Raw genomic sequence first — 12,205 nt, 5'->3', positions numbered from 1 at the left:
GACCGCAGCGGCCCGCCGCACCATGACGCCGGTGCGGTCACCACTGGTTCACAGTCCCAGTGCCAGCCGGTGGTACGCCTGGTTCCAGCGGAGATCGCGCCGGAACTGCTTCGGGGTGGTGGCCTCGTCGATGAGGGCGAGTTCCAGGCGGAGCATTTCCGCCAGGTCGTCGAGGTGGTCGGAGGTCAGTGCGGTGCTGAGGACGGTGTGGTGCGGTCCTCCGGCCGTCAGCCAGGATTCGGTGGAGGTCCGCAGGTCGGGGCGGGGCCGCCAGACCGCGCGGGCAACGGGCAGGGCGGGCAGTGGGTGAGGGGGCGCCACCACGTCGATGTCGTTGGCGATCAGGCGGAAGCGGTCGCCGAGGTCGGCGAGCCCGACCACCACGGCCGGGCCGGGGGCGGCGTCGAACACCAGGCGCACCGGGTCCTCCCGCCCGCCGATGCCGAGGGGGTGGATCTCGCAGCGGGGCCGGGCGGCGGCGATGGTGGGGCAGACTTCCAGCATGTGCGCGCCGAGGATGAGCTCGTCGCCCGGTGTCATGTCGTAGGTGTAGTCCTCCATGAAGGAGGTGCCGCCCGGAAGGCCGCTGGCGGCCACCTTGAGGGCGCGCAGCAGGACGGCGGTCTTCCAGTCGCCCTCTCCTCCGAAGCCGTACCCCTGGGCCATGAGCCGCTGGACCGCGAGGCCGGGCAGCTGGCGCAGTCCGCCCAGGTCCTCGAAGTTGGTGGTGAAGGCCCCGAAGCCGCCCGTTTCGAGGAAGGTGCGCAGGCCGGCTTCGATGCGGGCCGCGTAGCGGAGCGCGTCGTGCCGTTCGCCGCCCGGTCGCAGTTCCGGCGCCAGGTCGTACAGGTCGGCGTACTCCTCGACGAGGGAGGCCAGCTCGGTCCCGTCCGCGCTGTCGACGACCTCCACCAGGTCGTTGACGCCGTAGGTGTTGACGGAGACGCCGAACCGCAGCTGGGCCTCGACCTTGTCGCCCTCGGTGACGGCCACGTCGCGCATGTTGTCGCCGAAGCGGGCGACCTTCAGGGTGGCCAGTGCGGATCGGGCGGCGGCAGCCCGCGCCCAGATCGCGACGCGTGCACGCGTCACCGGATCGGTGACGTGGCCGGCCACGGTTTTGCGGGGCACGCCGAGACGGGTCTGGATGTGTCCGAACTCGCGGTCCCCGTGGGCGGCTTGGTTGAGGTTCATGAAGTCCATGTCGATGGTGTCCCAGGGCAGGGACACGTTCGACTGGGTGTGGAGGTGCAGCAACGGCTTGCGCAGCGCGTCCAGTCCGGCGATCCACATCTTGGCCGGCGAGAAGGTGTGCATCCAGGCGATGAGCCCGACGCACCGGTCGTCGGCGTTCGCGTCGAGGCACACCCGGCGGATGGCGTCGGCGTCGGTCAGTACCGGCCTCCACACCACGCGCGCGGGAATGCCGGGGGCGTCGGCCAGCGCGGTGGCTATCTGCCGCGATTGTTCGGCGACCTGCTTCAGCGTCTCCTCCCCGTACAGGCCTTGGCTGCCGGTGAGGAACCAGATCTCCTGGGCGGGGGACGTTCGGCTGGGCACATGGACTCCTGAAGGTGACGTCCCGCAGCGCTGGTGGGGGCGGCGCGCAGGTGGGGGTTCGTGAACGGACAACGGGGCGGGGCTCAGCCCGCGGTGTGGGTCGTGTCGCGGATGCGCCTCAGGCGGTGCAGCAGGCCACCAGTGGCGAAGTGGTCGTGCAGGAGCCGGTATTCGGCGAAGAGGGCGTCATAGGCGTCTGCCCGAGAGGTATCGGGCGTGTACACGGCCGGCAGTCGGCGGCCCATGGCGGCGGTGGCCGTTCGCACGTCGGCGTGCGCGCCGGCGGCTACGGCGGCGTGGATGGCCGACCCGAGGGCGGGGCCCTGATCGGACGCGGCCAGGGAGACGGGGCGGCGCAGCACGTCGGAGTAGATCTGCATCAGCAGGTCGTTCTTGGCAAGTCCGCCGGCGACGATGAACTCGTGCACCGGTACGCCGCCCGCCTCCAGGGCCTCCACGATGACGCGGGTGCCGAACGCGGTGGCTTCGAGCAGTGCGCGGTAGACGTCCTCGGGGCGGGTCGCGAGGGTGAGCCCCACGATCACTCCGGACAGGTGGTGGTCGACGAGCACCGACCGGTTGCCGTTGAGCCAGTCGAGGGCGACCAGTCCGTGGCCGCCGACCGGCTGCCGGGCGGCTTTCCGGGTCAGCAGGGTGTGCAGGTCCTCGCCGCGTTCGGCGGCCTCGGCGAGGTAGTCCGACGGGACGCCTTGGTCCAGTACCCAGGCGAAGATGTCGCCGACCGCGCTCTGTCCGGCCTCGTAGCCGTAGGTTCCCTCGACGATCCCACCGTTGACGACACCGCAGATGCCGGGGACGTCGGCGAGGACGGGAGCGTTCACGACGTGGCAGGTGGAGGTCCCCATGATGGCGAGCAGTTGGCCGTCCTCGACGGCCTGGGCCGCCGCCGCGGTGACGTGGGCGTCGACGTTGCCCGCGGCCACGGCGATGCCGGGGCGCAGCCCCGTCCAAGCCGCTGCCCCGGTACTGAGCGAGCCCACGCGTGAGCCCAGCGCGGTGAGGGGGAACGCGAGGCGGGTGCGTGCGAAGTCGGCGAACCGGGGGTTCAGCGCGGCCAGGTACTCCTCGCTCGGGTAGGCGCCGTCCTGGTGGATGCCCTTGTATCCGGCGGTGCAGGCGTTGCGGGACTCGGTTCCGGTGAGCTGCCACACGATCCAGTCGGCGGCCTCGATCCACCGCGCGCAGCTTTCGTAGACGAGCGGATCCTCCTCCAGGACCTGGAGGGCCTTCGCGAACTGCCACTCGGCGGAGATCCGGCCGCCGTAGCGGGCGATCCACTTCTCCCCGCGGGCGTGGGCGAGTTCGTTGATGCGGTCGGCATGCGACTGGGCCGCATGGTGCTTCCACAGCTTGGGCCACGCGTGCGGCCGTCCGGAGAGCTCCGTCTCGGCGAGGGGGGTCCCGTCGGCCAGCGCGGGCAGGACGGTGCACGCGGTGAAGTCGGTGGCGATGCCGATCACCGCGGCGGGATCGACCCCGGCAGCGGCCAGGGCCTCCGGGACGGCGTGACGCAGTACGTCCCGCCAGTCCTGGGGGTGCTGCAGGGCCCAGTCCGCAGGCAGGGGCGCACCGCCGTGCGGCAGGTGGCGGTCGATGACGCCGTGCCGGTAGGCGTGGACCGCCGCGGCCAGCTCCTGGCCGTCGCGAACCCGCACCACCACGGCGCGGCCCGAGAGCGTTCCGAAGTCGACGCCGACCGTGTACTGCTCCGATTCCTCGGGACGCGGGGTGGGCGCGAGGGGATGGGGTGACGTCAACAGAGTGCCTTTCGAGGGAGCCGTGGGGCGGCACGCGGCACGCGGCGCCGGCCCCGGCAGCCGGAGATGCCGTCCCGACCATCCTGACGGTCGGCGAAGGATCCGATGGCTTGCAGTGTGAGCGCTAACAATGTCGATAGGCAAGAGGTCTGCGTGGATCATGTGGGGAGTCCACTCGACGCGATGGCCTCCGCATGCGGGGACTCGCCTCGACGTGTCTTTGATGAGACACGGGTTGGGGTCTCCGATCCGGGCGACGGCGTCGATGGTCTCGCGAACGGGCGGGGTGATTCCTGTTCTCGCGCATGGAGCGGTAACGGACAGGTAACGCGCGCATGGGGGTTGAGAACCAAGCTTGTTAGCGCTCACAATGCGACGGCGCCCCCTCAAGGGCATCCCGCCCCTGTCGCCCCCGCCCCCGCCCCTGGCCCCGCCACGCCCTCGGCCCCGCCACGCCCCTGGCCACGGGCACGGCCCGGCACCGGCCGTACGGAGCCTCTTCCGTCACCCCGAAAGGACACCTGTCATGGCTCGCAGAGCAGCCCTCGTCCTCACCGTCGCCCTTCTCGCCTCCTCGGCGTTGACCGCCTGCTCGACCGAGGGTCCCGCCTCCGGCCCGGCCTCCGGGGCCAAGGCGGACGCCGGTGGCGCGATCACCATGGGCTTCGCCCAGGTCGGCGCCGAAAGCGGTTGGCGTACCGCCAACACCAAGTCCGTCCAGGAGGCGGCGAAGAAGGCCGGGATCGAACTCAAGTTCTCCGACGCGCAGCAGAAGCAGGAGAACCAGATCAAGGCGATCCGCACCTTCATTCAGCAGAAGGTCGACGTGATCGCCTTCTCGCCGGTCGTGGAGTCCGGCTGGGACACGGTGTTGAAGGAGGCCAAGGACGCGGGCATCCCGGTCATCCTCACCGACCGCGCCGTGGACACCAAGGACACTTCCCTCTACAAGACCTTCCTGGGCTCCGACTTCGTCAAGGAGGGCAAGTCCGCGGGCGAGTGGCTGACCGGCGCGTACGCGAGCGAGCAGGGCCCGGTCAACATCGTCGAGCTCCAGGGCACCACGGGCTCCGCACCCGCCAACGACCGCAAGGCCGGCTTCGCCGACGTCATCCGCGCCGACGGCAAGTTCAAGATCGTTGCCTCGCAGTCGGGCGACTTCACCCGAGCCAAGGGCAAGGAGGTCATGCAGGCGTTCCTGAAGTCCCAGAAGGACATCGACGTCCTCTACGCCCACAACGACGACATGGCCCTCGGCGCCATCCAGGCCATCGAGGAGTCCGGCAAGAAGCCCGGTACGGACATCAAGGTGATCTCGGTGGACGGAATCAAGGACGCCTTCGTCGCGATGACCGAGGGCAAGATCAACGTGGTGGTGGAGTGCAACCCGCTGCTCGGCGACCAGCTGATGGAGCTGGCCAAGAAGGTCGTGGCGGGGGAGAGCGTGCCGACCCGGGTCGAGACCCAGGAGGGCGTCTTCCCGCAGGACAAGGCCGCGGCCGCCCTGCCGTCCCGGAACTACTGACGCAGCAGGCTCCCGTGCAGGAGGAGGCCCGGCTCCGGTGCCTCCTTCACCATCCGGAGCCCGCTCCACCACCCCACATGAGAGGAGGGCGGATGACATCTCCGTCCACCCCGCCGCCCACGGGCGCCGACGGCCCGCGGCCGGTCCTGGAAGCCCACGGCGTCCGCAAGCGGTTCCCGGGCGTGCTCGCCCTCGACGGAGTCGCCCTGCGGCTCTTCCCCGGTGAGGTGCACGCCCTGATGGGCGAGAACGGCGCCGGGAAGTCCACCTTGATCAAGGTGCTCACCGGGGTCCACCCCGTCGAAGCCGGCACCATCCTCGTCGACGGCCGGCCCCACACCTTCGCAGACCCCCTCCAGGCGCAGCGGGCCGGAATCAGCACCGTCTACCAGGAGGTCAACCTCTGCCCGAACATCTCGGTCGCCGAGAACATCCTCATCGGGCGCGAACCGCGCCGGCTCGGTCTCATCCACTGGTCCGCGATGCGGCAGAGGGCGGCGCAGCTGCTGACGGAACTGGACCTCGACCTGGACGTCACCAGTCTGCTCGGTTCGCATTCCCTGGCGGTGCAGCAACTGGTCGCCATCGTCCGGGCGGTGGACGTCTCGGCGAAGGTGCTCGTACTGGACGAACCCACCTCCAGCCTGGATCGCGAGGAGGTGGCCCAGCTCTTCACCCTGGTGCGGCGCCTGCGGGACCGAGGTGTGGCCATCCTGTTCGTCACACACTTCCTCGACCAGGTATTCGATCTCTGCGACCGCGTCACCATCCTGCGCAACGGCCGCCTGGAAGGCGAGTACCCCATCGGCGATCTCACCCCGGTGACGCTGGTGCAGCGCATGATCGGCGGAGAACTGGCCACCCTCGACCAGTTGTCCGGCCGCGCCCACGAGGAAGCGGCCGAACGGGCGGCCGGCGAGCCGTTCCTCCAGGCACGACAGCTGACCCGCACGGGCTCGATCGAACCGTACGACCTCGACATCCGTGCCGGCGAGGTCATCGGACTGGCCGGCCTCCTGGGCTCGGGCCGCACCGAGGTGGCCCGCCTCCTGTTCGGCGCGGACAGCGCGGACGGCGGAGAAGTGAGCATCGAGGGCAAGAAGACACTCCTGCGCACTCCCCGCCACGCCATCGCCCGGGGCATCGCGTTCTGCTCCGAGAACCGCAAGTCCGAGGGACTGGTGGGCGAACTCACGGTCCGCGAGAACATCATTCTCGCTCTGCAGGCCGCCCGCGGCTGGACCAGGCCGCTGGCGCGTGCGAAGCAGGACGAACTGGCACGGCGCTGGATCGAAGCCCTGGACATCCGCCCCGCCGACCCCGAAGCGCAAGTACGCCACCTCAGCGGGGGCAACCAGCAGAAGGTCCTCCTCGCGCGTTGGCTGCTGACCGAACCCCGGCTCCTGATCCTCGACGAACCCACCCGCGGCATCGACATCGGGGCCAAGGCGGAGATCCAGAAACTCGTGGCCCGCCTGGCGGGCGAAGGCACCGCCGTGCTGTTCATCTCGGCGGAACTCGAAGAGGTCCTGCGCCTGAGCCACCGCATCGCCGTGCTCCGCGACCACCGCATGGTGGCCACCCTCACGAACGACGACAGCGTCACGCCCGAACGCATCCTCACCACCATCGCCACCGGGACGGACTCATGACCCCCCAGCCCGCCACCTCCGAGGCGGCCGGCGGCATCGGGAGACGACTGGCCGGCCACCGCCTGCTGTGGCCGACGCTCATCCTGTTCGCCCTGCTCCTCGGCAACCTCGCGTTCCACCACGACTTCTTCGCCGTCCGCGTGCGCGACGGCCACCTCTACGGCAGCCTCGTCGACATCCTCCAGTTCGGCGCGCCCCTCACCCTGGTGGCGCTCGGCATGACCCTCGTCATCGCCACACGCGGCATCGACCTCTCGGTGGGTTCCACCGTCGCCATCGCCGGCGCCCTCGCCTGCGGGCACATCTCCACCGCCGCAGATCCCGGCAGCGTCGCCACCATGCTCACGGCCGTCGCCCTCGCACTCGGCGTCGCCCTCGTGCTGGGCCTCGCCAACGGCTTCCTGGTGTCCGGGCTGGGGGTGCAGCCCATCGTGGCCACCTTGATCCTGATGGTCGCGGGCCGCGGCGTCGCCCAGCTGATCACCGACGGCCAGATCATCACGGTGACCAGCGCCCCCTACAAGATGATCGGCGGCGGCTACTGGCTGACCATGCCCTTCGCCGTCCTCCTGGCGGCCGCCCTCGTCGCGCTCACCGCCTTCATCACCCGTCGCAGCGCACTCGGCATGCTGATCGAGTCCGTGGGCGGCAACCCCGCCGCCAGCCGCCTGGTCGGGATCCGCGCCGGCGGTCTGCTCGCCCTGGTCTACGTCTTCAGCGCGCTGTGCGCCGCCGTCGCCGGGCTGATGATCAGTTCCAACGTCTCCAGCGCCGACGGCAACAACGCAGGCCTGTGGATCGAACTCGACGCGATCCTCGCCGTCGTCGTCGGCGGCACCGCCCTGACCGGAGGACGCTTCTCGCTCGGCGGCACCGTCCTGGGCGCCCTGATCATCCAGACCCTGTCCACCACCGTCTACACCCTCGGCGTCCCACCCGAGACCACCCTCGTCTTCAAGGCCTTCGTCGTCATCGTCGTCTGCCTCGTGCAGTCCCCGGTCTTCCGGTCCAAGGTCCCGCGCCGCCGCAGGACGAGCACGCCCCGATCCCACACACCTGCGGGCGCCGCCCCGCAGCAGCAGGAGGTACGCGCATGAGCACCGGCATCGCGAGCGCCGCCGCGCACCTCACCCGCCCCTTCGCGACCGTGTCCCCCCGCACCCGCACCCGTATCCCACTGATCGTCACGGCCGTCCTGCTGGTCGTCATGTTCGGTGTCGGATCGGTGCGCTACGAGGGCTTCCTCTCCGCGCAAGTCGTCCTGAACCTGCTGATCGACAACGGATTCCTGCTGGTCGTCGCGGTCGGGGCGACCTTCGTCATCCTCACCGGGGGCATCGACCTGTCCGTCGGCTCCATGGTGGCCCTGTCGACCATGCTCACCGCCTGGCTGGTCGAGTCGCACGGCTGGCCGCTGGCCACCGTCATCCCACTGGTCCTGCTGGTCGGCGCCGCGAGCGGGGCGCTCATGGGCTGGATCATCCACACCTTCGAGATCCAGCCGTTCATCGTCACCCTGGCCGGCATGTTCCTCGCCCGCGGGCTCTGCTACACGATCAGCACCGAATCCATCACGATCAGCGACCCCACCACGGCGGGAATCGCGCAGACCCGGCTGTACGGCCCCGGGGGACTGTTCGTCTCGATCCCGGTGGTCATCGCCCTGGCCGTGCTGGTGATCGCCTTCGTCGTTCTGCACCACACGCGCTTCGGACGCAACGTCTACGCGCTGGGCGGCAATGAGGCCTCCGCACGCCTGATGGGTCTCCCGGTGAGCTCCACCAAGATCGCCGTCTACGCGGTCAGCGGCCTGTGCTCCGCACTCGGCGGCCTGCTGCTGACCTTCTACATGCTCTCCGGCTACGCCCTCCACGCCATGGGCATGGAACTCGACGCGATCGCCGCCACCGTGATCGGAGGCACGCTGCTGACCGGAGGCTCCGGCTTCGTCCTCGGCACCGCACTCGGCGTGCTCGTCCTCGGCCTGATCCAGACGGTCGTCAACTTCCAGGGCACGCTCAGCTCCTGGTGGACCCGGATCGTCATCGGCGCCCTGCTGCTCGTGTTCATCGTGCTGCAACGACTGATGAGCGGTCGCCGCCCTGCCGCCGACTGACTCCGGCTCCGCAGCCCATCAGCCCGTGCCACCGTGCTCCCGTGCCGCGATCACCGCTCGCTTCCCGGCGCGCCCTCCGGTGGACCGACCTCCAGGGAATACGCCATGGAACACGCATACGAATCTGTCGACCAGGCCGCCGAGCCCAGGCCGTCGGCCGCCTGTCCGCGGACGGTCCGCCCCCTGCGCCTGGACGATGGCGGAACGGGGGAGAGGTGGCGGTTCGGCTTCCCCGGCCGCGCCCGCGCCGAGGTCCACACGCGCGGCGCCCGGCTCCGTTCCCTGATCCTGCCGGACCGCTGGGGCCACGCTGCCGACGTGGTGCTCGCGGCCCGCGACCACGCCGCGCACGAGGGCTCCGCACGCTACTTCGGTGCGACGGTGGGCCGTTACGCCAACCGCATCGCGCGCGGCCGACTCGTCGTCGACGGCGTCACCCACCGGCTCGCCACCCAGGAGACCGGACACACGCTGCACGGCGGTCCCGACGGGTTCGACCAGCGCCTGTGGCGGTGCGAGCCCTTCCACTCGGCGCACCGCACCGGTGTCCGTCTGTTCCTGCACAGCCCCGACGGCGACCAGGGGTTCCCCGGTGCCCTGAACGTGCGCCTCACCTACACGCTGGACCGCGACGACAACCTGACGATGTCGTACCAAGCGGTCGCCGACGCGCCGACGATCGTCAACCTCACCAACCACGCCTACTGGAACCTCGAAGGGGAAGGGCGCGGCAACGTCCTGGCCCACCACCTCCAGGTCGCGGCCCCCCTCTACACGCCGGTCGACGCCGAGTTGATCCCCGACGGACCTCACCGCCCGGTCAACGACACCCCGTTCGACCTCCGCCGGAACCGGCGTCTCTCCGACGTCCTGACCCATACGGAGGCCCAACTGGCCCTCGCCGGCGGAGGCTTCGATCACAACTGGGTTCTCGACGGCGCCCGGCGAGCCAGTCCTCGTAAGGCCGCTGTGTTGTACGCCCCCGCATCCGGCCGCCGCATGGAGGTGCGCACCACGGAACCGGGCATCCAGGTCCACACCGCGCAAGGCCTGGCCGGTGACATCACGGGCAAGGCAGGCAGGCCGTACCACGCCTACGCGGGGGTCGCGCTGGAGACCCAGCACTTCCCGGACTCCCCGAACCGCCCCGACTACCCGACGGTCGTCCTGCGCCCGGGGGAGCTGTACCGGTCGACCACGATCCACCGTTTCACCACGGTCGCCGCCTGAGATGGACGGCGGCGGCCGTATCCGCAGTCCAGTGCGGCAGGGCCACCGGACAGCGGCTTTCGTGCCTGCCGCAGGCTTCCCCCGTACGAGGTGCCCTCGGGGCCCGGCTCCCTGCGGGAGGGGCCGACAGCCGTGCAGGTGGGGGTCATTCGCCGGGGGGAGCGATCCTGCGGGCCGTGCTCGCGCGCACGATGAGCTCGGGCGCCACCACCAGATGGGTCGACTCGTCGGTCCTGCCCTCAATGTGGTCCAGGAGCAGCCCGATGCTGTCGCGGCCGAGCGAGGCGAAGTCCTGGCGGATCGTCGTCAGCGGGGGCGGGAAGAACTCCGCCTCGGGGATGTCGTCGAAGCCGGCGACCGCCACGTCCTCGGGCGTTCGCAGGCCCGCCTCCCGCAAGGCCCGTAGGACACCGAGGGCCATCTGGTCGTTGGCGACGAACACCGCGGTGAGGCCGGCTCCCTGCCCTCCTGATGCCAGAACCCGACCCGCCAGCTGCTGGCCGGCCTGGTATCCCGACAGCGGACTCCAGTCGCCGCGCAGCACGGGCGGCACCTCGGCGCCGGCATCGCGCAGCGCGTCCTCCCACCCCTGTGTGCGAGCCTCGCTCTCGAGCCAGTCGGGGGGGCCCGCCACGTGCCACACGGTTGCGTGGCCCGATGCGAGGAGGTGCTCCGTGATCATGCGGGCGCCGAGGTTCTGGTCCAGCGACACCCCCGGCAGGTCGAGGGTGTGGCCGCCTTCCACGGTGACCACGGGGCACGGTGCTTCCAGTGCCGCCAGGGCGCGCACCGCAGCGCGTTGCGGAGTGACGGCGACGATCCCCTCCACCCCCCACCCGGCGAGGTGCTGCATGGCCTCGGCGAGGGCCGTCTGCGTGGCGGTGCGAAGCGTGACGGCGGACGTCAGGTAGCCGCGGTCACGAGCCGCCTCCTGCACTCCCGCCACGGTGCTGGCGGGTCCGTGCAGAGTGGTGTTCACCGCGATGACGCCCAGCGTGTGGGTCCGGCGGGTGGCCAGAGCCCGGGCCGCCGAGTTGCGGCGGTACCCCAGTTGCTCGATGACCTGTGTCACCGCGGCCCGGGTCTTGGCGCTGACGTTCGGGTGGTCGCTGAGCACCCGCGAGACGGTCTGATGCGACACGCCGGCGACGCGCGCGACGTCCGTCATCGTGGGCGCTCGCGAGACGTCTGGGAGCTGGGTCAACTCTCTTCCTTTCCTCATCGAGCGGCCTTCCCTCACGGTACCGAACCAGCCGCGGCCCGCACACATCTCGGACGGGCCGGAAGATGGTCGACCAGGTAGAGATGTTGGCGTTCACATTATGCAGCGTTGATCGCATCTTGTGGGCAGGAATCCGCACGTACCTCTTGAGATTGTTGCTTGTTAGCGTTCACAATCTGATCGGGGCTGCCGAGGCAGGCCAGCCGCGATGCCTACTGCGGCCCCCGATCAGTCCAGCCCACTCATGCGCGATCGCGGGGCCTGCCGGACCCCGGTCCCGGAGAAGCCCCCCCGCGCATGCCGGAGAGACGGTGAGAGCCTAGTGAGCGAGACCTTCCTCAAGGACCTCCGTCGCGAGGTCCTCGCGGCCAACCTGCGCATCCCGGAGGCCGGTCTGGCCACCCTCACCTGGGGAAACGTCAGCGGAGTGGACCGGGACGCCGGCGTCTTCGTCATCAAGCCGTCCGGGGTCTCCTATGCCGACCTCGCCGAGGAGGACCTGGTGGTGGTGGCACTGGAGGACGGGCGGGTCGTCCAGGGACGCCTCAGGCCGTCCACCGACACGGAAACCCATCGGTGCCTCTACCGGGCCTTCCCCTCCATCGGCGGCGTCACCCACACGCACTCGACGCACGCCGTCGCCTTCGCCCAGGCGCGCCGCCCCATCCCCGTACTCGGCACGACGCACGCCGACACCTTCAACGGGCCCGTCCCCGTGACGGACGACCTGACCGCCGAGCAGTGCGCGCGGGACTACGAGTACAACACCGGACAGGTGATCGTCGCCCGGCTCGACGGCGACCCCCGGCGGGCCGACGAGGTACCCGGAGCGCTCGTCTCCCGGCACGGCCCCTTCACCTGGGGTGCCACCGCGAAGGCGGCGCTGGACAACGCCGTCGTCTGCGAGGCCGTGGCGGAGATGGCCTTGCACACGCTGGCGCTGGGGTCCCGTCTCGGGGAAGCCTCCGAACCGCCGAAGCACCTGCTGGAGCGGCACTTCACCCGTAAGCACGGACCGGACGCCTATTACGGCAACGTCCCGCACACCCCGAGCGCCTGAAGCCGCGCACCGTCTCGCCGTCACCCGCTGCGGCGGCGCGGGACGGATCACCTGCGTCGACC

General features: G+C 70.5%; 9 protein-coding genes. 6 read left to right on the top strand and 3 right to left on the bottom strand.

Annotated elements, in window-relative coordinates; genetic code table 11:
- Positions 1 to 48 precede the first annotated feature (48 nt).
- Both araA and araB read right to left on the bottom strand, forming a co-directional pair.
- On the bottom strand, positions 49 to 1,560 hold the full coding sequence (gene araA, locus ABZY57_RS29660) for an L-arabinose isomerase (protein ID WP_356517138.1): 1,512 nt from the start codon (positions 1,558 to 1,560) through the stop codon (positions 49 to 51).
- A gap of 83 nt (positions 1,561 to 1,643) precedes the next feature.
- Entirely contained in the window at positions 1,644 to 3,338 is a 1,695-nt protein-coding gene (gene araB, locus ABZY57_RS29655) for a ribulokinase (RefSeq protein WP_356517136.1), read from the bottom strand.
- Positions 3,339 to 3,864: 526 nt separating this feature from the next.
- Here araB and ABZY57_RS29650 point away from each other — a divergent pair.
- From ABZY57_RS29650 to ABZY57_RS29630, 5 genes are all read left to right on the top strand, one after another.
- Positions 3,865 to 4,863: an ABC transporter substrate-binding protein gene (locus ABZY57_RS29650; RefSeq protein WP_356517134.1), complete on the top strand. Its 999-nt coding sequence runs from the start codon at positions 3,865 to 3,867 to the stop codon at positions 4,861 to 4,863.
- Positions 4,864 to 4,955: 92 nt separating this feature from the next.
- A complete protein-coding gene (locus ABZY57_RS29645) occupies positions 4,956 to 6,515 on the top strand; it encodes a sugar ABC transporter ATP-binding protein (RefSeq protein ID WP_356517132.1) in 1,560 nt (519 codons plus the stop codon).
- Positions 6,512 to 7,612, top strand: a complete 1,101-nt coding sequence (locus ABZY57_RS29640; protein ID WP_356517130.1) for an ABC transporter permease — start codon at positions 6,512 to 6,514, stop codon at positions 7,610 to 7,612. The genes ABZY57_RS29645 and ABZY57_RS29640 overlap by 4 nt, the downstream gene beginning before the upstream one ends.
- Complete coding sequence (gene yjfF, locus ABZY57_RS29635; protein WP_356517128.1) at positions 7,609 to 8,631, top strand: galactofuranose ABC transporter, permease protein YjfF; 1,023 nt, start codon at positions 7,609 to 7,611, stop codon at positions 8,629 to 8,631. The genes ABZY57_RS29640 and yjfF overlap by 4 nt, the downstream gene beginning before the upstream one ends.
- A gap of 105 nt (positions 8,632 to 8,736) precedes the next feature.
- Positions 8,737 to 9,861 (top strand): aldose epimerase family protein, encoded by a 1,125-nt coding sequence (locus tag ABZY57_RS29630; protein WP_356517126.1) that lies wholly within the window; start codon positions 8,737 to 8,739, stop codon positions 9,859 to 9,861.
- Between the two features lie 145 nt (positions 9,862 to 10,006).
- On the opposite strand, the gene ABZY57_RS29625 is transcribed toward ABZY57_RS29630, so the two are convergent.
- Complete coding sequence (locus ABZY57_RS29625) at positions 10,007 to 11,065, bottom strand: LacI family DNA-binding transcriptional regulator (protein WP_356517124.1); 1,059 nt, start codon at positions 11,063 to 11,065, stop codon at positions 10,007 to 10,009.
- A 340-nt stretch (positions 11,066 to 11,405) separates the two neighbouring features.
- On the opposite strand from ABZY57_RS29625, the gene araD reads away from it, so the two are divergent.
- On the top strand, positions 11,406 to 12,143 hold the full coding sequence (gene araD / locus ABZY57_RS29620) for an L-ribulose-5-phosphate 4-epimerase AraD (RefSeq protein ID WP_356517122.1): 738 nt from the start codon (positions 11,406 to 11,408) through the stop codon (positions 12,141 to 12,143).
- The last annotated feature ends 62 nt before the right edge of the window (positions 12,144 to 12,205 follow it).

It is taken from the genome of Streptomyces sp. NPDC006450, from assembly GCF_040612195.1.
Lineage (GTDB): Bacteria > Actinomycetota > Actinomycetes > Streptomycetales > Streptomycetaceae > Streptomyces.
Note: the sequence above shows the minus strand (reverse complement) of the source record. Positions and strands in the feature narration are given on the sequence as shown.

Excerpts from the sequence above, each read along its gene's own strand:
- ABZY57_RS29645 (WP_356517132.1), top strand. The coding sequence starts at position 4,956 with ATGACATCTCCGTCCACCCCGCCGCCCACGGGCGCCGACGGCCCGCGG.
- ABZY57_RS29650 (WP_356517134.1), top strand. The coding sequence starts at position 3,865 with ATGGCTCGCAGAGCAGCCCTCGTCCTCACCGTCGCCCTTCTCGCCTCC.
- ABZY57_RS29630 (WP_356517126.1), top strand. The coding sequence starts at position 8,737 with ATGGAACACGCATACGAATCTGTCGACCAGGCCGCCGAGCCCAGGCCG.
- yjfF (WP_356517128.1), top strand. The coding sequence starts at position 7,609 with ATGAGCACCGGCATCGCGAGCGCCGCCGCGCACCTCACCCGCCCCTTC.
- ABZY57_RS29640 (WP_356517130.1), top strand. The coding sequence starts at position 6,512 with ATGACCCCCCAGCCCGCCACCTCCGAGGCGGCCGGCGGCATCGGGAGA.